Annotated in this window: 21 protein-coding genes; 15 read left to right on the top strand and 6 right to left on the bottom strand. The window is 65.0% G+C overall.

All coding sequences use genetic code 11. The features are described from left to right. Positions 1-43: 43 nt before the first annotated feature. The 5 genes from ACOZJV_RS18460 to aspA all read right to left on the bottom strand — a co-directional run bounded on the left by ACOZJV_RS18460 (position 44) and on the right by aspA (position 4,521). Positions 44-580: a DUF3299 domain-containing protein gene (locus tag ACOZJV_RS18460; RefSeq protein ID WP_078470410.1), complete on the bottom strand. Its 537-nt coding sequence runs from the start codon at positions 578-580 to the stop codon at positions 44-46. Positions 581-666: 86 nt separating this feature from the next. Beyond that, positions 667-912: a GlsB/YeaQ/YmgE family stress response membrane protein gene (locus ACOZJV_RS18455; RefSeq protein ID WP_003229635.1), complete on the bottom strand. Its 246-nt coding sequence runs from the start codon at positions 910-912 to the stop codon at positions 667-669. A 107-nt stretch (positions 913-1,019) separates the two neighbouring features. Beyond that, positions 1,020-2,102, bottom strand: a complete 1,083-nt coding sequence (locus ACOZJV_RS18450; RefSeq protein ID WP_201128618.1) for a 5-(carboxyamino)imidazole ribonucleotide synthase — start codon at positions 2,100-2,102, stop codon at positions 1,020-1,022. 11 nt (positions 2,103-2,113) lie between these two features. Beyond that, complete coding sequence (gene purE, locus ACOZJV_RS18445) at positions 2,114-2,605, bottom strand: 5-(carboxyamino)imidazole ribonucleotide mutase (RefSeq protein WP_020298262.1); 492 nt, start codon at positions 2,603-2,605, stop codon at positions 2,114-2,116. 491 nt (positions 2,606-3,096) lie between these two features. Beyond that, positions 3,097-4,521 (bottom strand): aspartate ammonia-lyase, encoded by a 1,425-nt coding sequence (gene aspA / locus ACOZJV_RS18440; protein WP_020298261.1) that lies wholly within the window; start codon positions 4,519-4,521, stop codon positions 3,097-3,099. 180 nt (positions 4,522-4,701) lie between these two features. Between aspA and ACOZJV_RS18435 the strand changes: the two genes are divergently transcribed. The 11 genes from ACOZJV_RS18435 to ACOZJV_RS18385 all read left to right on the top strand — a co-directional run bounded on the left by ACOZJV_RS18435 (position 4,702) and on the right by ACOZJV_RS18385 (position 17,113). Beyond that, the gene (locus tag ACOZJV_RS18435) at positions 4,702-5,619 is read left to right on the top strand and encodes a LysR substrate-binding domain-containing protein (protein WP_078470408.1); all 918 of its coding nucleotides are present in this window, start codon (positions 4,702-4,704) and stop codon (positions 5,617-5,619) included. Positions 5,620-5,733: 114 nt separating this feature from the next. Beyond that, a complete protein-coding gene (locus ACOZJV_RS18430) occupies positions 5,734-6,381 on the top strand; it encodes a hypothetical protein (protein WP_421548331.1) in 648 nt (215 codons plus the stop codon). 45 nt (positions 6,382-6,426) lie between these two features. Then, a complete protein-coding gene (locus ACOZJV_RS18425) occupies positions 6,427-7,446 on the top strand; it encodes a beta-ketoacyl-ACP synthase 3 (protein ID WP_421548198.1) in 1,020 nt (339 codons plus the stop codon). Further along, positions 7,446-8,453 (top strand): NAD-dependent epimerase/dehydratase family protein, encoded by a 1,008-nt coding sequence (locus tag ACOZJV_RS18420; protein ID WP_421548197.1) that lies wholly within the window; start codon positions 7,446-7,448, stop codon positions 8,451-8,453. Before ACOZJV_RS18425 ends, ACOZJV_RS18420 begins: the two co-directional genes overlap by 1 nt. Next, entirely contained in the window at positions 8,450-9,304 is an 855-nt protein-coding gene (locus ACOZJV_RS18415; protein ID WP_421548196.1) for an MBL fold metallo-hydrolase, read from the top strand. The genes ACOZJV_RS18420 and ACOZJV_RS18415 overlap by 4 nt, the downstream gene beginning before the upstream one ends. Continuing rightward, positions 9,294-10,652 carry a F390 synthetase-related protein gene (locus ACOZJV_RS18410; RefSeq protein ID WP_421548195.1) on the top strand — a complete coding sequence of 453 codons (1,359 nt, stop codon included), beginning with the start codon at positions 9,294-9,296 and terminating at the stop codon, positions 10,650-10,652. Before ACOZJV_RS18415 ends, ACOZJV_RS18410 begins: the two co-directional genes overlap by 11 nt. Beyond that, positions 10,640-11,800: an ATP-grasp domain-containing protein gene (locus tag ACOZJV_RS18405; RefSeq protein WP_421548194.1), complete on the top strand. Its 1,161-nt coding sequence runs from the start codon at positions 10,640-10,642 to the stop codon at positions 11,798-11,800. Before ACOZJV_RS18410 ends, ACOZJV_RS18405 begins: the two co-directional genes overlap by 13 nt. Further along, positions 11,797-12,936: a hypothetical protein gene (locus tag ACOZJV_RS18400; RefSeq protein ID WP_421548193.1), complete on the top strand. Its 1,140-nt coding sequence runs from the start codon at positions 11,797-11,799 to the stop codon at positions 12,934-12,936. Before ACOZJV_RS18405 ends, ACOZJV_RS18400 begins: the two co-directional genes overlap by 4 nt. Further along, positions 12,933-13,949, top strand: coding sequence for a Rieske 2Fe-2S domain-containing protein (locus ACOZJV_RS18395; protein WP_078470401.1), 1,017 nt, complete (start codon positions 12,933-12,935; stop codon positions 13,947-13,949). The genes ACOZJV_RS18400 and ACOZJV_RS18395 overlap by 4 nt, the downstream gene beginning before the upstream one ends. Before the next feature lie 612 nt (positions 13,950-14,561). Next, positions 14,562-16,013, top strand: a complete 1,452-nt coding sequence (locus tag ACOZJV_RS18390; protein WP_078470400.1) for an alanine/glycine:cation symporter family protein — start codon at positions 14,562-14,564, stop codon at positions 16,011-16,013. A 98-nt stretch (positions 16,014-16,111) separates the two neighbouring features. Continuing rightward, positions 16,112-17,113 (top strand): asparaginase, encoded by a 1,002-nt coding sequence (locus ACOZJV_RS18385; RefSeq protein ID WP_421548192.1) that lies wholly within the window; start codon positions 16,112-16,114, stop codon positions 17,111-17,113. A 72-nt stretch (positions 17,114-17,185) separates the two neighbouring features. Here ACOZJV_RS18385 and ACOZJV_RS18380 read toward each other — a convergent pair whose 3' ends face one another. Then, a complete protein-coding gene (locus ACOZJV_RS18380) occupies positions 17,186-17,731 on the bottom strand; it encodes a hypothetical protein (RefSeq protein ID WP_238596141.1) in 546 nt (181 codons plus the stop codon). Positions 17,732-17,924: 193 nt separating this feature from the next. Between ACOZJV_RS18380 and ACOZJV_RS18375 the strand changes: the two genes are divergently transcribed. The 4 genes from ACOZJV_RS18375 to ACOZJV_RS18360 all read left to right on the top strand — a co-directional run bounded on the left by ACOZJV_RS18375 (position 17,925) and on the right by ACOZJV_RS18360 (position 23,285). Then, positions 17,925-18,917, top strand: a complete 993-nt coding sequence (locus ACOZJV_RS18375) for an AraC family transcriptional regulator (RefSeq protein ID WP_421548191.1) — start codon at positions 17,925-17,927, stop codon at positions 18,915-18,917. A gap of 154 nt (positions 18,918-19,071) precedes the next feature. Continuing rightward, on the top strand, positions 19,072-20,979 hold the full coding sequence (locus ACOZJV_RS18370) for an ankyrin repeat domain-containing protein (RefSeq protein ID WP_421548190.1): 1,908 nt from the start codon (positions 19,072-19,074) through the stop codon (positions 20,977-20,979). Between the two features lie 161 nt (positions 20,980-21,140). Then, on the top strand, positions 21,141-22,172 hold the full coding sequence (locus ACOZJV_RS18365) for a histone deacetylase family protein (protein ID WP_421548189.1): 1,032 nt from the start codon (positions 21,141-21,143) through the stop codon (positions 22,170-22,172). A 12-nt stretch (positions 22,173-22,184) separates the two neighbouring features. After that, on the top strand, positions 22,185-23,285 hold the full coding sequence (locus tag ACOZJV_RS18360; RefSeq protein ID WP_078470394.1) for a polyamine ABC transporter substrate-binding protein: 1,101 nt from the start codon (positions 22,185-22,187) through the stop codon (positions 23,283-23,285). Positions 23,286-23,662 lie beyond the last annotated feature (377 nt).

Here is a 23,662-nt window from a genome sequence, read left to right as displayed (position 1 = left end):
CTTCACGTGAGGGAGCTGGCAGATCAGCTGAACGCCCCGCAGCCTACAAATCCGATTCCTTGACCACCCGCACCTTCGCCGCATCCAGGGCATAGGCGGCGTCGGCCAGGTCGTTGTTGACCTTCTCCACCTTCAGCGTGCCGGTGACCCACAGCGGGGTGTAGATATCGTCCAGCTTCAGGCCTTTGGGAAAGCGCACCAGCACCAGTTGGTTCGGCGGCGGTGGCGGTACGTGGATACATGCACCCGGGTACGGCACCAGGAAAAACAGCGTGCTGCGCCCCTTGGCATCGGCCTCCAGCGGCACCGGGTAACCACCGATGCGGATGTCCTTGCCGTTCATCGCGGCCACGGTCTTGGTCGAATACATCACCGCCGGCAAGCCCTTGCTCTGCTTCAGGCCACCCTTGTCGGTGAAGGTGCCATTGGCTTCGGGGGAGTTGTGGTCGATTTCCGGCATCTGTTCGAGGGCTTTCTGGTCCGACTTGGGCATCAGTTCGAGCCAGTCGGTTTCCGGCAGTTCAGCAGCATTAGCCAGGCCGCTGCCCAGCAAAACAAGAGTCAATAAAAGACGGCGCATGGAGGGGCTCGATCAGGGAGGGACGTTGCGTCGCCGAGCATTCTAGCCCTCCCGGCCTGCGCAGCAGAGAGGGTTTCGTCGCAGAATCAGTTCTTTTTGATCAGGCCGTAGATCACCAGCAACACGATCGCGCCGACCAGTGCACCGATGAAGCCCGCACCTTGACCGGCCTGGTAGATACCCAGTGCCTGACCACCGTAGGTGGCTGCCAGCGAGCCGCCGATGCCCAGCAGGATGGTCATGATCCAGCCCATGCTGTCATCGCCAGGCTTGAGGAAGCGTGCCAGCAGGCCGACGATCAAGCCGATAAAAATGGTTCCGATAATTCCCATGGCATTTCCTCTGTGTGGGTAGGTACGCCAAAGCCTAGTCAGCGCTTTGGCATCCTGCCATCAGAGAACGGCGGCGAACGAAGGTTCCCGCCGGCACTCGGGTTTTGTTACTCGGCGATCAGCGCCTGGACCTTGAGGATCTGCGCTTGAAGGGTCGCCAGGTCCTTGCAACGCAAGTTGGCATGACCCACTTTGCGCCCGATCTTGAAGGCCTTGCCGTAGTGATGCAGGTGGCAGTCGTCGATGGCGATGACCTTGTCCACTGGCGGCACTTCACCGATGAAGTTGAGCATGGCGCTCTCGCCAACCTTGGCGGTCGAACCCAGTGGCAAGCCGGCCACAGCCCGCAGGTGGTTTTCGAACTGGCTGCACTCGGCGCCTTCGGTGGTCCAGTGCCCGGAGTTGTGCACCCGCGGGGCGATTTCGTTGGCCTTGAGGCCACCGTCGACTTCAAAGAACTCGAACGCCATCACGCCGACGTAATCCAGTTGCTTGAGCACGCGGCTCGAGTAGTCCTCGGCCAGGGCCTGCAATGGATGGTCGGTACTGGCCACGGACAGCTTGAGAATGCCGCTGTCGTGGGTGTTGTGCACCAGCGGATAGAACCTGGTTTCACCATCGCGGGCACGCACGGCGATCAGCGAGACTTCACCGGTGAACGGCACGAAGCCTTCCAGCAGGCAGGCAACGCTGCCCAGTTCGGCAAAGGTGCCAACCACGTCTTCAGGTTTGCGCAGGACTTTCTGGCCCTTGCCGTCGTAACCCAGGGTGCGGGTTTTCAATACGGCCGGCAGGCCGATGGCGGCTACCGCGGCGTCCAGGTCGGCTTGTGACTGGATGTCGGCGAACGCCGGGGTGGGAATCCCCAGGTCCTTGAACATGCTCTTTTCGAACCAGCGATCGCGGGCGATGCGCAGGGCTTCGGCGCTCGGGTAGACCGGAACGAATTGCGAAAGGAAGGCCACGGTCTCGGCCGGCACGCTTTCGAACTCAAAGGTCACCAGGTCCACTTCATCGGCCAATTGGCGCAGGTGGTCCTGATCGCCGTAATCGGCCCGCAGGTGTTCGCCCAATGCCGCGGCACAGGCGTCTGGCGCCGGGTCCAGGAAAGCGAAGTTCATCCCCAGCGGCGTACCCGCCAGGGCCAACATGCGGCCCAATTGGCCGCCACCGATTACACCGATCTTCATCGTCAAAAACCTCAGGCGACGCGTGGGTCTGGATTGTCCAGGACGCTGTCTGTCTGTTCAGCGCGGAATTTTTTCAGCACGGTATGAAACTGCGGGTGCTTGGCGCCCAGGATGCTCGCCGACAGCAGCGCGGCGTTGATTGCGCCAGCCTTGCCGATGGCCAGGGTGGCAACCGGAATGCCGGCCGGCATCTGCACGATCGACAGCAGGGAGTCGACGCCCGAGAGCATCGACGACTGCACCGGCACGCCCAGGACCGGCAGGTGGGTCTTGGCCGCACACATGCCTGGCAAGTGGGCCGCGCCGCCGGCACCGGCGATGATCACCTCGATGCCACGCGCCTCAGCCTCTTCGGCGTACTGGAACAGCAGGTCCGGGGTGCGGTGGGCAGAGACCACTTTCACCTCGTAAGGGATGCCGAGCTTTTCCAGCATATCGGCGGTGTGGCTAAGGGTGGACCAATCGGACTTGGAGCCCATGATCACGCCAACCAGTGCACTCATCGTCGTGCCTCTTCTCTCTGGGCGCCCGCAGGCGCGTCAAAAAACAACAAGCCACGCAAAATGCGTGGCTTGAATGTACGAATTATGGCCAGGCGAACCGGCCGAAGGCCGCGCAGTATACCGAAAAAGCCGCACTAAACGCACTTTCGCCGACCACCTGTCATACAAAGTATTTCCACAGCAAAACCCCGATTTTATTGACCCGAAAGTCAGTTCATCCACCCCCGAAAACACCGTGGCCGCTGCCAAGGAACGAGGCTGCGCTGGCCGGATCGGACGCCGTGGAGTGTCAGGTAAATGAGGCAGCATTTAGTAGGGGCAGCGTCCGAGCGCGGCCCGAGCCTGCGGCAGCGGCTACAGAATTACGCCGTGGGGCATCAAGGTACAGGCAAAAAAAAGGGCCTGGAGAGTGATCTCCAAGCCCTCAAAAGGTGAGAGGTGTCTAGTCCCTCGACCTGGTGAGCGGTGTTGCGTGTTAAGTGTCGCGTCGGTTACGCCTTCAGCGGCACCAGACGTGGAGCAATCATGTTTTCCGGGCGCAGGATGTCGGCGAGCATGGCTTCGTCGAGCAGGCCTTCTTCGCGCACCAGTTCCAGCACGCCGCGGCCGCTTTCAAGGGCGATACGGGCGATGCGGGTGGCGTTTTCGTAGCCGATGTACGGGTTCAGCGCGGTGACCAGGCCGATCGAGTGCTCGACCAGTTCACGGCAGCGCTCTTCGTTGGCGGTGATGCCGACGATGCAGTGCTCGCGCAGCATGTCCATGGCCCGTTGCAGCAGGCGGATCGAGTCGAAGATCTTGAAGGCAATCAGCGGCTCCATCACGTTCAGTTGCAGCTGGCCGCCTTCGGCCGCGATGGTCAGGGCCAGGTCGTTGCCGATGATCTGGAACGCCACCTGGTTGACCGCTTCCGGGATAACCGGGTTGACCTTGCCGGGCATGATTGAGCTGCCGGGCTGACGCGCTGGCAGGTTGATCTCGTTGATCCCGGTACGTGGTCCGCTGGACAGCAGGCGCAGGTCGTTGCAGATCTTCGACAGCTTGACCGCGGTGCGCTTGAGCATGCCCGAGAACAGCACGAAGGCGCCCATGTCGGAGGTGGCTTCGATCAGGTCGGCTGCAGGTACCAGCGGGTGACCGCTGATGGTCGCCAGGCGTTGCACGGCCAGGTGCTGGTAACGCGGGTCGGCGTTGATGCCGGTACCGATGGCGGTGCCGCCCAGGTTGACTTCGGTCAGCAGCTCCGGAGCCAGGGTCTTCAGGCGTGCCAGGTCTTCGCCCAGAGTGGTGGCGAAGGCGCGGAATTCCTGGCCGAGGGTCATCGGCACGGCGTCTTGCAGTTGGGTGCGGCCCATCTTCAGGACGTGGTTGAATTCTTGACCCTTGGCTGCGAACGCCTGGATCAGGCTGTCGAGGCTGGCGAGCATGGCGTCGTGGCCCAGCAGCAGACCCAGGCGGATCGCGGTCGGGTAGGCGTCGTTGGTCGACTGCGCCATGTTCACGTCGTTGTTCGGGTGCAGGTACTGGTACTCGCCCTTGCTGTGGCCCATGGCCTCCAGCGCGATGTTGGCGATGACTTCGTTGGCATTCATGTTGGTCGAAGTGCCAGCGCCGCCTTGAATCATGTCCACCACGAACTCTTCGTGGAAATCGCCGCGGATCAGACGGGCACAGGCTTCGCTGATGGCAGCGTGCTTGGCTTCACTCAGATGACCCAGCTCGCGGTTAGCGTCAGCGGCGGCCTGCTTGACCATCGCCAGGCCGACAACCAGCTTGGGGTAGTGCGAAATCGGAACGCCGGAGAGACGGAAGTTATTCACCGCTCGCAGGGTCTGGATGCCGTAATACGCTTGAGCCGGTACTTCGAGTACGCCAAGCAGGTCTTTTTCTGTGCGGAATGATGCAGCGGAGGACATGATAGAAATCATCTCAATATGGACCCGGTCTGTGCCGGAACGCTTCGAATGCTAGGCCTACAGGCAATTTAGGGCCAATGCTGTTAAACACTGCCCTATGCAGAAACGGCATAATGCCCATGTGACGCCGCGTGTGCGGCAAGCGTGTGACCTAAAATGGTGCGTGTCCGGGAGGACGTGATGAATCTGGAAAGCAAATGGCTCGAGGACTTCAGTGCCCTGGCCGCCACCCGCAGCTTCTCGCAGGCCGCCGAACGGCGCTTCGTGACCCAGCCCGCCTTCAGCCGGCGGATCCGCAGCCTGGAGTCGGCGCTGGGCCTGACCCTGGTCAACCGTTCCCGCACGCCCATCGAGCTGACGGCAGCCGGGCAACTGTTCCTGGTGACCGCGCGCACCGTGGTCGAACAACTGGGTGAAGTGCTGCGGCATTTGCATCACCTGGAAGGCGGCCAGGGCGAGGTGATGCAGGTCGCGGCCGCGCACTCCCTGGCGCTGGGGTTCTTCCCGCGATGGATCGCGCAACTGCGCAACGAAGGCCTGAACATCGCCACGCGGCTGGTGGCGACCAACGTCGGCGACGCGGTGCATGCCCTGCGTGAAGGCGGTTGCGACCTGATGCTGGCCTTCTATGACCCGGACGCCGCTATGCAGATGGACTCGGAAATCTTCCCGTCGCTGCACCTGGGCCACACCGAAATGCTCCCGGTGTGCGCCGCCGGGCCGGATGGCCAGCCGCTGTTCGACCTTGAGGGCGAAGCCAGCGTGCCGCTGCTGGCCTACAGCGCCGGGGCCTTTCTCGGGCGCTCGGTGAATATGCTGTTGCGCCAGCGCGCCCTGCGTTTTACCACGGTGTACGAAACCGCCATGGCCGACAGCCTGAAAAGCATGGCCCTCGAAGGCCTGGGCATCGCCTGGGTGCCCCAATTGAGCGTGCGGGCCGAACTGGCGCGCGGCGAGCTGGTGGTCTGCGGCGGCCCGCAATGGCATGTGCCGCTGGAGATTCGCCTGTACCGCTGCGCCCTGGTGCGCAAGGCCAACGTGCGCCTGCTGTGGCGCAAACTCGAAGGCGGCGCGGCGCAGAACACCACCAGTGCCTGAGTACGACGCCTGGCGCCCCATGACCCCAGGGGCGCTGAAAGACATCAGCACCAACCATCGCGCAAACCCGTAAACTGCCGCACTGATCAGGTAACGGACACCGGTTTGAACACCATGGAATTGCAGTTCACCATCACCCCCGCCCACACCGCCGCCTGGATTGCCGAACCGCTGAAGCAGGAACTGCTCAAGGATGATCAGCAGCATGTCCGGGCCATGACCACATTTGCCCGGTGGCAAAGCCGTTTTATCGGTCCCGTGATGTTCACCCTGTGCCTGGTCGGCGGCTGCCTGTCGATCTATTTCCCCGAGCGGACCTTCACCCCGGAGAAGGTCATCGCCATGGTGGCGTTCGCATTGATCTTCATCCCCCTGTGGTGGCGCTTTTCCGGACGCTGGATCAAGCACCTGCAAGCCCGTATTGCCGCCACCCCGATCAAACCCCAGGCGCCGTTGCGCGGGTTGAGTCAGCGCCTGATCGAAACCCGGTTGCGGGCCGTCGAAGGCACCTATTACCTGCACTTCGACGACCAGGGCTTCACCCTGCTCAACGCCCGCGGAGGTCAGAGCAGCCTGGCCTGGAAGCAGATTGTGCATGTGCAGGAAATAACGGATTTCTACCTCGTGGCTGACGCCGATATGGCCCGCGAGGGCATGGCCTACGTCATCGCCAAACACAGTGACCTGATGCCGGTCGAGGAATACCAGCAAAAGCTGCAGGGGTTTCTGAGCAAATGCCCAATGGCACCGTCAGCCCACTGAGCACACCTCGCAACGCCCCCTCGACGCCCCACAAACGGAATTTGCATGCACACATCAGCGTCCTCCCCCTGCCCTGCCCGCACACTGGCCATCCTCGGCACTGGCCATGCCCTGCCGCAGCGGGTGGTCACCAGTGCCGAACTGGACAGCCAGCTGGGCCTGGAAACCGGCAGCGTGGCGCGCATCAGCGGTGTGCAGCAGCGCCACGTCGCCGGCCCCGCGGACAACGCCGCCAGCCTAGGCGCCAGCGCCGCGCGCCAGGCCCTGCACGCGGCGGGCCTGGCGCTTGAACAGTTGGACCTGATCGTCTGCGCCAGCGGCACCATGGACCAGGGCATGCCCTGCAACGCGGCGCTGCTGCAGCGGGAGCTGGGCCTGGGGCAGTCGGGTATCCCGGCCATGGACATCAACGCCAGCTGCCTGGGTTTTATCGCCGCCCTGGACACCCTGTCCTGGCCGATCCAGGCCGGGCATTACCGGCGCGTGCTGCTGGTGTGCGCGGATATCGCCTCCTGCGGCCTGGACTGGCAGCAGGTGGAGGTCAGCGGCATCTTCGGCGACGGCGCGGCGGCGGTGGTGCTGGGGGCGGGCGACGCCGGGCCGAAGATCCTCGCCTCGCGCCTCAAGACCTTTTCCGAAGGCGCCGAGCTGTGCCAGATCCGCGCCGGCGGTTCGCGTTATCACCCGCGACGCATCGATGAACCGTTCGAGCCCCTGACCAGTTTTTCGATGCAGGGCAAAGGCGTGTTTCGCCTCGCCGCCAAACACCTGCCGAACCTGTTGGCAGAACTGCTGAGCCAGGCCGGCCTGCAGCAAGGGCAGATCGACTGGGTGATTCCGCACCAGGCCAGCCAGCAGGCGATGCAGCACGCGGCCAGGCGCCTGGGGTTCGGCTCGCAGCAGGTGGTCGACATCTTTGCCCGGCACGGCAATCAGGTCGCGGCCTCCCTGCCCACGGCCCTCGACATTGCGGTACGCGACGGGCGCATCCAGCGCGGGCAACGGCTGCTGCTGATCGGCACCGGCGCGGGCCTGTCCCTCGGCGGCATGATCCTGGAGTACTAATGAAAGTCCTGGTCACTGGCGGCAGCGGGTTTATCGGCAGGCATCTGGTGTGGCGGCTGGCGGCCGAAGGTTGCGAAGTGTTGTTCAGCGGACGCAATGCCCAGGCCGCCGCCGAAGTCATCGCCCTGAGCCCGGCGCCTGTGCACTGGCTGGCCCTGGACCATGGCAGCCCCCAGGCCGAGGCGCTACTGGCCGACGCCAGCCAGGGTTGCGATGCCATGGTGCATTGCGCGGCGCTGTCTTCGCCCTGGGGTTCGCCCCAGGCCTTTGCCCAGGCCAACCTCGACTCCACCGCCGAGGTGATCAACGCCTGCCGCGTCAATCAGGTGCGGCGCCTGGTGCACCTGTCGACACCAAGCCTGTATTTCGATTTCCGCGACCGCCTGGGCATCCGCGAGGACCAGCCGCTGCCGCCCCCGGTGAATGACTACGCCCGCAGCAAGGCCCAGGCCGAAGTGCTGCTGGGTCAGGCCGGGCTTGGCGAATGTGTGATCCTGCGACCACGGGCGGTGTTCGGCCCCTGGGACGCGACCCTGATGCCGCGTCTGCTGCGAGTCATGCAGCGCGGGGCGATTCCGCTGATGCGCGGCGGCCGGGCGCAACTGGACCTGACCTGCATCGACAACCTGGTGCAGGCGGTGTGGCTGGCCCTGACCCGGCCGCTGCCGCGTGCGCTGTGCGTGTACAACCTGAGCAACGGCACGCCGCTGAGTTTCAAGGAACTGCTGGAGAAAATGGCCCGCCAATTCGACCTTCCCTTGCGCACCCGACGCCTGCCCTGGCGCCTGGTGGACCGGGTGGCATACCTGCTGGAGTTGCGCGCGCGCCTGGGCAACGGCGCCGAACCCTTGATCACCCGTTACGGCGCCGGGGTCCTGGCCTTCAGCCAGACCCTGGACATCAGTGCGATCGAGCGCGAGCTGGGCTACCGCCCGGTCATCAGCCAGGAACAGGGCATCGCCCAGCACGCCCAATGGTGGCTGGCACAACAGAGGCAACAACCATGAGCCGCCGCGTGAGCTTGAAGATCCTGCGGACCGGCTGGTGCCAGCACCTGGAATGCATGGCCGACCGTGGCGGGCGCCTGGCGCCGGTGCAGTTTCCGGCCTTGTGCGGGCTGATCCAGCACCCGGACCACGGCTGGATTCTGTACGACACCGGCTACGCCGAGCACTTCTTCCAGGCCACCCGGACCCTGCCCGAGCGCCTGTACCGCAGCGCGGTGCCGGTGCAGTTGCCGGTGGCGGAACAGCTGGGGGCCCAGTTGCATGAGCTGGGCATCGGCCCGGCTGATATCCGCTACGTGATCATTTCCCACTTCCACGCCGACCATATCGCCGGCCTGCGGGACTTCAACAATGCGCGTTTCATTGCCCTGGAAGCCGATTACCGGCATATCGACAGCCTGCGCGGCCAGCGTTGGCGCGCCACCCTCGGCGGCCATCTGCCGGGGTTGCTGCCGGACGACTTCAACGCCCGCCTGAACCTGGCCGAAGCCAGCCCCAGCTGCGCGCTGCCGGGCTGGATGGCGCCCTTCGAGCAGGGCCTGGACCTGTTCGGCGATGGCAGCCTGATCGGCGTACCGCTGCCGGGGCACAGTGCCGGCCAGTTGGGGCTGTTTATTCCCGATGCCCAGGGGCGGCCGGTGTTCCTGGTGGCCGACGCCTGCTGGTCGGTGCCGGCCTGCCGCGCCAATCGCCTGCCGGCGGCACCGGCGCTGTGGTTTTCCAGCACCGATCAAGGGCAATACCGGCGCACCTACAGCGGCCTTGGCCAGTTGCTCCGGCGCGAACCGGCGGTGGCGGTGCTGCCGTCCCATTGCACCCGGGCCTGGGAGGCGTTCGTCAATGAACAGTGAGCGCCTGTTGAGTACGTTGCGCAGCGTGGGTTCCTTCATCCTCAGCCGTTATGGCCTGCAATTTCGCCGGCGCGACCGGCTGGAAGCCTGGCAGGCCAGGCGCCTGGCGCATTTCATGACCCGGGTCATGCCCCAGGCCCGACGCTTCAGCCCCCCGCCGGGGCAAACCCTCGACAGCCTGCCACTGATGGACAAGGCCGCGCTGATGGGCGACTTCGCGGCCTACAACACCCGCGACCTGAGCCTGGAGCAGGTGCTGCCGCTGGCGGTCCAGGCCGAGCAGTCCCGGGATTTCAGCCCGACGCTGGGGGATATCACGGTCGGTCTGTCCAGCGGTACGTCGGGGGCCCAGGGGGTGTTTCTGGTGAGCAGCGTCGAGCGCCAGCGCTGGGCCGGCATTCTGCTGGCGCGGACCCTGCCCCGGGCGCTGTTGCCACGGCTGCTGTGCCCGTGGCTGGCACCGCTGCGGATTGCCTTCTTCCTGCGGGCCAACAGCCGCCTGTACACCACCCTGGCCAGCCGCCGTATCGACTTTGCCTTTCACGACCTGACCCTGGGCCTGGCACCGTCCTTCGAACGGTTGAACCAGCAGGATCCGGATGTGCTGGTGGCCCCGGCCACCGTGCTGCGGGGCTTGGCCCAGGCGGCCCTGGCCGGGCAGCTGCGGATTCGCCCGCGGCACATCTTGTCGGTGGCCGAGGTGCTGGAAAGCGCCGACGCCGAGGCGGTATTCGCCGCGTTCGGGCGCCAGCCGCAGCAGATCTATCAGGCCAGCGAAGGCTTCCTCGGCTACACCTGCGAGGCCGGGACCCTGCACCTCAACGAAAGCCACCTGCATATCGAGCCGCAATGGCTGGATGCCGCGCAGACGCGTTTTCAGCCGATCATCACCGACTTTTCCCGGCGCACGCAGATGATCGTGCGCTACCGCCTCAACGATATTCTGCGGGTCGCTGCGGCGCCCTGCCCCTGTGGCCGCGCCGAGCGCGCCATCGCGGCGGTGGAAGGTCGGGCCGATGAAATCCTCTGGCTGCCGAGCCTCGATGGCCGGCAGTTGCGAGCCCTGTATCCCGACGTGCTGCGCCGTGGCCTGCTGATGCTCGGCCCGGCCCTGGAGGAATATGAAATTCGCCAGCAGGGGCTGACCTGGCACATCAACCTGCGCACACGGGAGCCTTACCCTGACGTCTGCCAACGCCTGGCCGAGGCCCTGCACCGGCTTTGCGCCGAGCACGACCTGAGCCCGCCCGGCCTGAGCTTCGGCCACTGGCAGGCGCCGCCGCCCCAGGCCAAACGGCGACGGATCCAGATGCTGCAACAACCCGAGGGTTTGCCATGCATGTACTGATTCTCGGCGCCCGCGCCCCGGCGTGCCTGGAGTGGGCCCGGGCGTTCCAGCACGCCGGCTGGAAGGTCACGGTGGCCGACTCCCTGGCCCAGCCCTTGAGCCGCTTCAGCCGTGCGGCTGAACACTTCGTGCGCCTGCCGGAACCCAAAACCAACCCCCAGGCCTGGATCGACGCCCTGGCCACGGTCATCCGCCAGCAATCGGTGGACCTGCTGCTGCCGACCTGCGAAGAGGTGTTCTACCTGGCTCACGGCCTGGAGCGCCTGCGGCCGCTGTGCCGGGTGTTCACCAGCGACTTCGACCTGCTGCACCGTCTGCATCACAAGGGCGATTTCGCCGCCATGACCCAGGGCTGGGCCGTGGCAGCGCCGCCGACCCAGGTGCTGCACGACCTGACGGCGTTGCAGGCCTTGGCCGCCGAGGGCGAAAACCTGGTGCTCAAGCCGGCGTATTCGCGCTTCGCCTCCCAGACCCTGATCCGCCCGAGCGCGGCGCAACTGGCGAAGATCCAGCCCCGCGTCGATGCGCCTTGGGTCGCCCAGGATTTTGTCGCCGGCCAGGAATATTGCAGCTTCAGCGTGCTGGTGGACGGCCAGTTGCGCGCCCACAGCTGCTATCAGCCGAAGTACCGGGTCGGGCGCGGGTCCGGGATCTATTTCCAGGCCTGCGCGCCGCTGCCGATTCGCGCCTTCCTTGAGCAATTCGGTCACGAAACCGGCTACACCGGCCAGCTGGGCTTCGACTTTATCGAGGATGCCCAGGGCCGTTTCCATGTCCTGGAGTGCAACCCCAGGGCCACCAGCGGTGTGCACCTGTTCGACGACCAGCGCTCGCAACTGGTGGCGGCGTTGAGCGAGAACGCCGGCGCAAACCCGCCACTCGAAGCCACCCTGGAGCCGCGCATGATCGCCCTGGCCATGCTGCTGTTGGCCGCCCCGCAACGGGCCTTCAGCCGCCCCTTCTGGAAGGACTACCAGCACGCGCGGGACGTGATCGTGCAGGATGGCGATCGCGGGCCACTGCTGGCCCAACTGCTGAGCCTCGGCGAAATCATCGGCCGCGCCCTGACCCGACGCTGCGGTTTGCTGGCCGCCTCCACCGCCGATATCGAGTGGAACGGCCAAACCCTGGACGCCCCCCGGCCATGAAGCTGCTGCTGCCCGAACAACTGTCCACTCTGGCGCCCGGGGCTGACGACAGCCAGGCCCTGCGCTACGTGCGCACCTGCGCCGGCGGTGCGCTGATCGGCAATGTCAGCTGCACCCTGGCCCTGCTCGACACCGGCCAGCAGCAGTTTCCGGTGAGCATCACCCACGGCACCGAACCGCCGGACAACTGCTACGTGGTCTCGCCGCAAACCGCCTACAGCGGCTACGCCCGGGAAGAACTCAAGCGCCTGAACCGCCCCTGGCTGGCCTGGCCCTTGAAGCTGCTGACCCAGGGTGTCGACCGCCTGCTGCGCGCGGCCCAGGTCGACCGGCTGGTGCAGGTCAACAACTGGCTGCTGTCGACCAACCTCTACCCCGCCGACTGGGATGGCGCCGACCTGCCGGCGATCACCGACCTGCTGCGGCGGCAGTTTCCCGAGCATGGCTTCGGTTTCCGCTCGCTCAACGACTTCAGCAACCTGGAGCTGCGCCAGCGCCTGCAAGCTCTGGGCTACCTGGCGATCCCCAGCCGCCAGGTGTACCTGTTCGACGGTCGCGAGGGCGAACGCTCAGCCTTCCTGCGTCATCACAACACCCGCCTCGATGCCACGCTGCTGCGCCGCAGCCCTTACACCGTGGTGCATGGCGCGCAGTTGCAGGCCGCCGACTTCGAGCGCATCGAGCAGTTGTACAACCTGCTGTACCTGGACAAGTACTGCACCCTGAACCCGCACTACAGCGCCCAATGGCTGCAACGCGGCCACGCCGAGGGCTGGCTTGAGCTACGGGCCCTGCGCAATCCCGAGGGGCGGATCGATGGCGCCCTTGGCTGGTTCGCCAACAGCAGCCTGATCAGTGCCCCCATCGTCGGCTACGACACCGCATTGCCCCAGCGCACCGGGCTCTATCGACAACTGACCCGGCTGTGCCTGCAGGAAGCCGTGGAGCGGCGCCTGGTACTCAACTTCAGCTCCGGCGCCGCGGCGTTCAAACGCCTGCGCGGCGGCCAGCCACAGATCGAGTACAGCCTGATCCAGGTCGGGCATCTGCCCCTGGGCCGGCGCCTGGTGTGGCAACTGTTGAGCCTGCTGCTGACGCGCATCGGCGTGCCCCTGATGAGGAAACTCAAACTGTGAAGCCTGATAACGCCTGGTGGCCCGTGGCCCTGAGCCACACGCTGCGAAAACAGCCGTTGGGCTGCACCCTGCACGGCGTGCCGCTGGTGGTGTTTCGCGATGCCCAGGGACTGCCGGCGGTGCTGCCCGACCGCTGCCCCCATCGCTTCGCGCCGCTGAGCGCCGGCCGGGTGCACAACGGGCAGATCCAATGCCCGTATCACGGCTGGCGCCTCGACGCCCAAGGCCGCTGTACCCATCTGCCCGGCCAGCAACAACAGCGATGCAGCCAGCCGCTGCTGCAACCGCTGCCCAGCTGCGAAGCCCATGGGCTGGTGTGGGCCAGCCTGACGCCAGAACGTCCGGCCAGCCCCCCGGTCGCCCCTGCCGAACAGCAACAGGCGCTGGACACCTTCTGGATCACCGACCAGGTGCGCTGTTCGTTGCAGGATGCGGCAGAGAATTTTCTCGACGGGTTCCATACCCATTTCGTGCATGCCGGCTGGATTCGCCATGACCAGCAACGCCAGCACATCACGGCCTGGGTCCAGGCGCTGAGCGACGGGGTGCAGGCGCAGTACAGCGAGGAAGGCACCCAGTCGGGACTGATTTCACGGCTGTTCGAGGGTGAACGAGGGGTCAGCATGGGACGCTTTCGTCTGCCCGGGCTGGCGGAAATCGAATACCGCGATCGGCAGGGACGCCTCAACCTGTTGGTCAGTGCCTGGCTGATGCCAGCCGCCGACGGCCAACTGCGCCTGTTCGCCCGCATCGCCACCGCCCGCGGCCGGACCCCGGCCTGGCTCAAGCGCAGCGTGCTGCACCCTTTGTTCAAGGTGATCCTGCGCCAGGACCGGCAGATCCTGGAAAAACTCAGCGCCAACCAGCAGCGCTTTGCCGCCGTCCCCCTGCGCTGGCGTCGGGAAAACCCGCTGGACAGCTCCCAGGACCTGTTGGGGCCGTGGATCAGGCAGCTGTTGCAACAGGGGGAGATGCAGGGGTTTCAAGAGCGGCGGGAGGAATTTTGGATCTAAGCGGCAAGCTGCAAGTTAAAAGGCTACGGGGCTCCAGTGAGCCTTGTGGCGAGCGAGCTTGCTCGCGCTGGCCAGCGCAGCTGGCCTAAACCCTGTACGCACCGTTTGTCAGGTATACCGCGCAAACTTTCTTTGCGGCCGCTGCGCGGCCGAACGGGAGCAAGCTCCCTCGCCACAGAAGCACAAAGCACAAAGCACAAAGCACAAAGCACAAAGCACAAAGCACAAAGCACAAAGCACAAAGCACAAAGCACAAAGCACAAAGCACAAAGCACAAAGCTCCAGGCTCCAGGCTCCAGGCTCCAGGCTTGACGCTTGCATCTGCCTCTCGATGCTGGAGCGTTTCAGCCCCAGCGGGGCTGCCGTTCCTCGGTCAAATGCGCAACATGCAGACGGCAGGCGTGCGCACCGGTATAGTGCGGCCCCTCTTCGCATGAGCGGCCGTCGGTAACGAGGCCTGAACCCATGCGAAACCCGAACTAATAACAACCCGCGATATGGACCCGGGACGAAGCTCGCCCCACCCGTTGTGCTGTCTGCGCGACGAGGTGTAACGAAATGTTTCGTTCCATCCAGCATTTGCCTCTACAAAAAAACAGCGAGGAATACTCCATGCTCGAAGTCATCAACGACTTCCTCTCAGGGAAAGTACTGATCGTGCTCATTGTCGGGCTCGGTAGCTACTTCACGATCCGCTCGCGTTTCGTTCAATTGCGCCACTTTTTCCATATGTTCGCGGTATTTCGCGACAGCCTGAAAAGCAGCGCCGGCCAACTCAGCTCGTTCCAGGCGCTGATGCTCAGCCTCGCCGGCCGTGTCGGCGCAGGCAATATCGCCGGGGTCGGCATCGCCGTGACCCTGGGTGGCCCCGGTGCCGTGTTCTGGATGTGGGTGACCGCGCTGGTCGGCATGTCCAGCAGCTTCTTCGAGTGCTCCCTCGGCCAGCTCTACAAGCGTTGCGACGCCGAAGGCCAGTACCGTGGCGGCCCGGCCTATTACATCCAGCACGGACTGCAGAAACGCTGGCTGGGCATGGTCATGGCCTTTTTGCTGCTGGTGACCTTCGGTTTCGCCTTCAACGGCTTGCAAGCCCACGCCGTGACCCACTCGCTTCAGGACGCCTTCAACTTCGACACCACCTACTCCGGCCTGGCCCTGGCCGTGCTGCTGGGCCTGGTGTTCGTCGGGGGCATCAAGCGCATCGCCAAGGTCGCCGACCTGCTGGTGCCGGTGAAAACCCTGGCCTACATCGGCGTGACCCTGTACGTGATCGTGCTGCAGATCGACCACGTGCCCGGGATGCTGATGACCATTGTCAAAAGCGCCTTCGGCCTGGACCAGGCGTTCGGCGGCCTGATCGGCAGCGCCATCATCATGGGCGTGAAACGCGGCGTATTCGCCAACGAAGCCGGCCTGGGCAGTGCGCCTAACGTGGCTGCCGTGGCCTCGGTCGAACACCCGGTGGCGCAAGGCGTGGTCCAGGCGTTCAGCGTATTCCTCGACACCTTCATCATCTGCACCTGCACCGCGCTGCTGATCCTGCTGTCGGGCTTCTACACCCCGGGCTTCGAAGGTGACGGCATTGCCCTGACCCAGAACTCCCTGGCCGCGGTCGTCGGCGAATGGGGCCGGGTCTTCATCTCGGTGGCCCTGTCGTTGTTCGTGTTCACCTCGATCCTCTACAACTACTACCTGGGCGAGAGCAACCTGCGCTTCCTGCTCGGCGAGAACCGCGACGCGCTGATCGCCTACCGGGTGCTGGTGCTGGTGCTGATTTTCTGGGGCGCGATCGAGAACCTGGGCACGGTGTTCGCCTTTGCCGACATCACCATGACCATGCTCGCGTTCGTCAACCTGATCGCGCTGTTCCTGCTGTTCAAGATCGCCCTGCGCGTGCTGCGCGACTACGACGACCAGCGCGCCGCCGGGATCAAGACCCCGGTGTTCGACTCCAGCAAGTTCCCCGACCTGGACCTGGACCTGAAAGCCTGGCCGGCCAACCCGCCAGCCGCGCCTGCCGCGCCACAGACCCAAGCTGAAGGCGTGCCCGCAGCGCAACGCTGATCGGCCAGTAACCGGGCGCACCCCCTGCGCCCGGCGTGACACAGCGCGTGGCCGGCGTCATGCTCGGCCACCGCTGTCATCGTCCTCGGAGACCCTCCATGAATGCCCCGACCTATCCTGCCGCCCAGCACGTCATGGTGCTTTACACCGGTGGCACCATCGGTATGCAGGCCAGCGCCAACGGCCTGGCGCCGGCTGCCGGATTCGAAGCGCGGATGCGCGACTACCTCAACAGCCAGCCGACGCTGACCGTGCCAGCCTGGCGCTTTCGCGAGATGGCGCCGCTGATCGACAGCGCCAACATGACCCCCGCCTACTGGCAGAACCTGCGTGAAGCGGTGGTCGATGCCATCGACCAGGGCTGCGACAGCGTGCTGATCCTGCATGGCACCGACACCCTGGCCTACAGCGCCGCCGCCATGAGCTTCCAGTTGCTGGGCCTGCGCGCACCGGTGGTGTTTACCGGTTCGATGCTGCCGGCCGGCGTGCCCGACAGCGATGCCTGGGAAAACCTCGGCGACTCGCTGGTCGCCCTAGGTCAGGGCCTGGCCCCGGGGGTGCACCTGTACTTCCACGGCGAGCTGCTGGCGCCGACCCGCTGCGCGAAAATCCGCAGCTTCGGCCGCCACCCGTTCGCCGCACTCAAGCGCCAGGGCGGCGCGGCCAGGGCCGAAACGCTGCCGGCGCAACTGGACTATCGCCAGGCCAGGCAACTGGCCAAGGTCGGCGTGCTGCCGTTGTTCCCCGGCATCGGTGCCGAGCTGCTGGACGGCGTGCTCGCCAGCGGCATCCAGGCCCTGGTGCTGGAGTGCTTTGGCAGCGGCACCGGGCCGAGCGATAACCCGCAGTTCCTGGCCAGCCTGCAACGGGCGCATGAGCAAGGGATTGTGCTGGTGGCGATCACCCAGTGCCATGAAGGCGGGGTCGAGCTGGACGTCTACGAAGCCGGCAGCCGCCTGCGGGGCGTGGGCGTGCTGTCCGGTGGTGGCATGACCCGCGAAGCGGCGTTCGGCAAGCTCAATGCGCTGCTCGGCGCGGGCCTGGACGGAGCCGAAGTGCGGCGCCTGGTTGAGCTTGATCTGTGTGGCGAATTGAGCTGAAGCCCGTGCCAAAGAGCCGGTGGCTACTGCGGTAGCCGCCGGCTCGAGCACGAGCACAGGGCGGGTGCCAGGTTACTTTTTGACCGAGTAATCCTGGCCCCAGACCCGTACCGAACTCGACTGCTCGATCGGTCCTTCAAACACGAACTTCTGCCGTACCGCCGCCTTGGGCGGGATGGTGACTTCGTCCGGGTTGTCGAGGCTGGCGGTCAGGCCGTTGGCATAACCATCCTGGTCGATGGCCAGCAATGCCCCGGTCTGCTTGAGGTTGATCAGCCGCAACTGGCTGTCGCTGCTGTTCTTGAACCCCAGGGTGACGTTGAAGCTGTCGCCGCTGGCTTCGGTCTTCAAGACCTGGACATCGACGCGGTCTTTCATTTGTTCACGGGAGGAAATGATCGAGGCACCGTCGACGCCTTGCGCCGACTGACGACCGTCGAGCACGCCTTCGCTGACGCCACCCAGCAGGTTCTTGCCCGCCGAAATGGCCGACGAGACCGCAGACTTGGCGGAATCCTTCAGGGTGCTCTCGCTGGCCGGCTCGCCTTCGGCCAGGCACAGCGAACTGAGCAGCAGGCTGGAAACCAGGAGCAGGGAACGCGCGGGAATGGGGGTCATACATAGTCCTTTATCGGGTTGCAACACCGCCACCGGGGGGTGATTGGCAGGCAGGTTGCACCAATCAATGCGCCAAGTCACTAGCCACATGTCCCCCAAAACGCCCCACGCGGCTGGCCGGCGAACCGCAGGTTTTGCCGCGAGCGGCATGCAACTTGCTCGGCTTAGCGGTTCATCATGGCTGGAGACGAGCATGTTGCACTCTCACCTCACGACCCTGAACGCGGTGTCGCTGATCCTCAATGCCTTCAAGGACCAGGGTTTGTCCAGCGACGCCCTGCTTGCCGGCAGCGGCATCAGCCCCGCCGACCTGAGCCGGGCCGACACCCGCATCACCACCAATCAGGAGATGCTGGTCTGCGCCAACGCCGTTGCGCTGCGCCGCGATATCGGCCTGGAACTGGGGCGGCGCATGCATGTTTCGTCCTACGGCATGCTCGGCTACGCCCTGCTCACCAGTGCCACCTTCGGTGACGCTTTGCGTCTGGCGCTGCGTTATCCGGCGCTGCTGGGAACACTTTTCGAACTGAGCCTGGAGCAGGACGGCGAGCGCGTCTGGTTCGCCGCCAGCGATTACCGGGAAAACCCGGCGATGGCCGTGTTCAATATCGAGTTCTGCCTGGTGTCACTCAAGGTCATCTGCGACGACCTGCTGGGCCGCCCGCTGCCGCTGCTGGGGGCCCGCTTCGAATACCCGGCCCCCGACTATCAGGCGCGCTACAGCGAACGCTTCGAATGCCCGCTGCAATTTGCCGCCACGACCAACGCCTTTGCCTTCGACCGGCGCTGGCTCGACCAACCGCTGCCACTGGCGGACGCCATCACCCACCAGGCCATGGCCGAGCGCTGCCGCAAACAGAACCTGGAGTTCACCGGGCGCCAGGCCTGGCTCGGGCGTATCCGCCAGTTGCTCACTGCGCAGCTCGACGCCGCCCCGGGGCTTGAGGGCCTGGCGGAACAGATGAACTGCTCGGCGCGGACCTTGCGCCGTCACCTCAAGGACCTCGGTTGCAGCTATCAGGAATTGCTCGACGAGCTGCGTTTCGAACGCGCCAAGCAGATGCTCTGCGAAGACCAGGTGCCGATCTACCAGATTGCCGAGGCCCTGGGCTTCAGCGAAACCGCGAGCTTTCGCCATGCCTTTATCCGCTGGAGCGGCGTGGCGCCCAGCCAGTTCCGGCCCTGAGCACCTGCTTACGACCTGGCGAGCAACCCTTAGCCCCGTTTAACGCCCCAGGACCAGGCACAGCGGATCGGCAACAGGTTCTGCGAGAAAGCCCGGCATAAATGCGTTGCTTGCATTACATTGCCGCCTTTCGAGACCGCCAAGGACTGCACCTTTGAAACACTCCACCGGCTCGCGTCGCCTGCGCGCGGCATTGATCGCGTTGCTGTGCCTGGGCGCCGTGCCCACCGTTCAGGCCTTCGACCTCGACCTGGGCAAGATCAAGTGGTCGCAACTGCAGCGCGACATGCGGCTCGACGCTCCCGAAAGCGCCACCCTGCAAATCAAGGCGTTCCCCGTACCCGGCCAGCCGCAGACGCCAGCGCGGGTGGTGCTCAGCCAGTACCGCGGGCTGTTCTACCTCAACGCCTATGCCGATCCCAAGTACCAGCAGCGGGTCTACAAATCCCCTGCCTTGCAGCTGTTCACCGCCCAGGAACTGCGTGACTGCGTGCCGCAACATGAGCCGATCCCGGTCGCCGACAACTGGCCGGTCAGCAATGACCTGGAGCCCGGGCTGAGCCTGACCCAACTCAGTTTCAACTGCCGCAACAGCGACTGGCAGCTCAGCAGCCGCTACCTGTTGATCGACATCCGCGATCCCCAGCAGCCGCTGCTGGCCTTCAGCCGCCGCAAAGACCTGTCGCAGATGGACTTCACCCCGCTGCAACCGATCGACGCCGAGGTGCAGGAGCAGTGGCTGCAAGCCTTGCAGCGCTTCCCGAGGTGGTTTCAGCCCTTCAGCAGCGGTACCGGCACGCTGACGATCAACCCTTACCCGCCGGCTCCGGCGGCAGACCGCGTGTGGGACGAATTCCGCCAGTTGCACGGCCAGCTGCGCAGCGCCAAGGACAAAGGGCCAGGCATCGCTCGGGTCAAAGACTTTTTCGCCAGCCATGACTTTCGCACCCTCGCCCCCGGGGAAAGTACCTACCCCGGCCTGCTCAACGACATCGCCTACTGGACCAGCGAAGCAGGCCAGCTGCAAACCGCACGTCCGTGGCTGGCCGAGGTACTGCGCCGCGACCCGGCGCGGGTGCCGAGCTACCTCAACCTGGCGGACCTGGATTGGGCGCTGTTTGAACAGCAGCCCTTGAACAACGAGCATCAGGGGCGAGCCGTGGAACGCTATCGGGTGTACTGCGGCCTGCGCCTGCAACGCCAACAGACCGTGCCGGCCCGCGTGCTGCAACGCCTCGATGTGAAGGCCGCCACCCCTCAGGCGTGCCAGGGGTTCTGGCCTCTGGTCAGCGCCGTGGATGCCGGCGATGCCGCCGAGGTCCAGCGCCTGCTGGAGCAAGGGATCAGCGGCGAAGTCATGGCTGACGACGGGCGCAGCGCCTTGCTGCACGCCCTGGATGCGCCGAACCTGGACATCGCCCGCCAGCTGCTGGCCCATGGCGCCCACACTCGCGGCCTCTACAACGGGAGCACCCTGGCCCTGTTGGCCATGCGCAACGATCTCAGGGACAGCCCGGACCTGAACCAGGCCCGGCGCCTGAAGTTCCTCCTCGACGCCGGGGTCGCCATCGACGAGCAAAGCAGCAGAGGCGCCACCCCGTTGCTGGAGATGGCCCGCAGCCGTCGGGATATCGAGGGTTTCACCTGGCTGATGCAGTACCCGCAAAACCTCGACCTGCGCACCCCGGACGAAGGCGAAACCGCGCTCTGGCGCGCGCTCGACGGCAACAACTACGCCGCGGCCCGGCAACTGATCGCTGCCGGCGCCAACCTCGACCTGAGCTACGGACGCGGCACCTGCCATAACCAGCCGATCGGCAAGAGCCTGCTGATGCGGGTGGCCGAGCAGACCGCCGCCGACAGCAAGGAGCCTACGGTCAGCGTGCAGGACAGCCTGGACATGTTCACCCTGCTGTTGGAACACGGCGCCAACCCCAACGTCGGCCAATACTGCGAAAAGAAAGGTTATGCGCTATTGCTGGAAACCCTGAACCGGCAAAAACGCCAGGATATGCTCCAGGTCCTGCAACGCCTGAGTCCGCCCCCCGCCGGCAAAAGCTGAAGCCGCGCGCCCCGCAATGGGGCGCAACGCCTCGTTAAGGGGCGAAATTCGGACAAAGACTTTGGCCATATCGATCCCATTTTGGCCGCTACCGACGTTCTCCGAAAGCCTCGGCGCCGCAAGACTGTGGAACACCGAATCAGCCTGCGGAGAACAAGAAAATGCTGACGATCTACTCGGATGACCACCACCTGCACCACGGCCGCTGCGAACTCATCGACGGCCGCCTGATGCCCTGTTTTGAAATGCCGTCCCGCGCCGACCATGTCCTGGCGCGCGTGCAGTACCGCAACCTGGGCCCGGTCGAGGCCCCCAAGGACTTTGGCCTGGCACCCATCGAACGCATCCACAGCCGCGCCTACCTGGACTTTTTCAAGGGGGCCTGGGATCGCTGGGCCGCCACCGGCACCGACGGCGACCTGCTGCCCTATACCTGGCCCGCGCGCACCCTGCGCAGCGTGATACCCACCAGCCTGCACGGCCAGTTGGGCTACTACAGCTTTGACGGCGGCGCGCCGATTACCGCCGGGACCTGGCAAGCCGCCTACAGCGCAGCCCAGGTGGCACTGACGGCCCAGGCGGTGATCCAGCGTGGCGCACGCAGCGCCTTCGCCCTGTGCCGGCCGCCGGGGCACCACGCCGCCAGCGACCTGATGGGCGGCTACTGCTACCTGAACAACGCCGCCATCGCCGCCCAGGCCTTCCTCGACCAGGGCCACAAAAAAGTCGCGATCCTCGACGTCGACTACCACCACGGCAACGGCACGCAATCGATCTTCTACGCGCGCAACGATGTGCTGTTCACCTCGATCCACGGCCACCCGGAAGCCGAGTTCCCGTTTTTCCTGGGCTACGACGACGAACTGGGCGAAGGCCCGGGCGCTGGCTACAACTTCAACTACCCTCTGCCGGCGGGCAGCGGCTGGGACAGCTGGAGCGCGGCGCTGGAACAGGCCTGTGGGGAAATCACCCGCTACGGCGCCGACATCGTGGTCGTGTCGTTGGGCGTGGACACCTTCAAGGATGATCCGATCTCGCAATTCAAGCTCGACAGCCCGGACTACCTGAGCATGGGCCAGCGCATCGCCGCCCTGGGCAAGCCGACGCTGTTTGTGATGGAAGGCGGTTATGCGGTGGAAGAAATCGGCATCAACGCCGTGAACGTTCTCGAAGGTTTTCAAAGCGCCCAGTGAGGGATCCGCACCATGAACAGTCTCAAACGCTTTATCGCCCCAGCCCTCTGCGCGGCCCTGCTCAGCGGCGCGGTGCAGGCTGAAGAACGCACCCTGCGGGTCTACAACTGGTTCGACTACATCACCCCCAAGGCCCTGGAGGATTTCAAGGCGCAGAACACCCAGATCAAGCTGGTGTACGACATCTTCGACACCAACGAAGCCCTGGAAGCCAAGCTGCTGACCGGCAACTCCGGGTACGACGTGGTGGTGCCGTCCAACGTGTTCCTGGCCAAGCAGATCGAGGCCGGGGTGTTCCAACCCCTGGATCGCAGCAAGCTGCCCAACTGGAACCACCTCGATCCCAAGCTGATGAAGCTGATCGAGGCCAACGACCCGGGCAACAAATTCGCCGTGCCCTACATGTACGGCACCATCCTGATCGGCTTCAACCCGGCCAAAGTCAAAGCAGCCCTGGGTGACAACGCACCGGTGGACAGCTGGGACCTGATCTTCAAGGAAGAGAACATCAGCAAGCTCAAGCAGTGCGGCGTGGCGCTGCTGGATTCACCGTCGGAGATCCTGCCCCTGGCCCTGCAACACCTGGGCCTGGACCCCAACAGCAAGAAGCCGGCGGATTACGCCAAGGCTGAAGCACTGCTGATGAAGATCCGCCCGTACATCACCTATTTCCATTCATCCAAATACATGGCCGACATCGCCAATGGCGATATCTGCGTCGCGGTCGGTTACTCGGGCAGCTTCTCCCAGGCCGCCAACCGCGCCAAGGAGGCCAAGAACGGGGTGACCGTGGACATGCGCCTGCCCAAGGAAGGCGCGCCGATCTGGTTCGACATGCTGGCGGTGCCCAAAGGGGCGAAAAACCCGGAAGACGCCTACACCTTTATCAACTACCTGCTGCAACCCCAGGTGATTGCGCCGGTCAGCGACTTCGTCGGCTACCCCAACCCGAACAAGGACGCCACCGAACGGGTCGACCCGGCGATCCGCAACAACCCCAACCTGTACCCGACCGAAGCGGCGATGGGCACCCTCTACACCCTGCAACCGCTACCGCGTGACGCGGAACGCGCCCGGACCCGGGCCTGGACCAAGATCAAGTCGGGGACCTAGCAGCAGCGGCAAGCTTCAAGCTTCCAGCGGCAAGCCATAGGGGATCACCCCCCCTGTGGCGAGCGAGCTTGCTCGCGCTGGCTTGCGAAGCAAGCCCAAATCCTGCCGCCGCAGTACACCTGATGCACCGCGATTACCGCCTTTGCGACCGCTTCGCGCTCGAGCGGGAGCAAGCTCCCTCGCCACAAAAGAGCTAAGCGGCAAGCTATAAGGGGGGGACCTGACCCCTGTGGCGAGCGAGCTTGCTCGCGCTGGCTTGCGAAGCAAGCCCAAATCCTGCCGCCGCAGCACACCTGATGCACCGCGATTACCGCCTTTGCGACCGCTTCGCGCTCGAGCGGGAGCAAGCTCCCTCGCCACAAAAGAGCCAAGCGGCA

It is taken from the genome of Pseudomonas sp. QD4 (assembly GCF_049199125.1).
Taxonomy (GTDB): Bacteria; Pseudomonadota; Gammaproteobacteria; order Pseudomonadales; family Pseudomonadaceae; genus Aquipseudomonas.
This window is presented reverse-complemented; position numbering and strand designations above follow the sequence as displayed.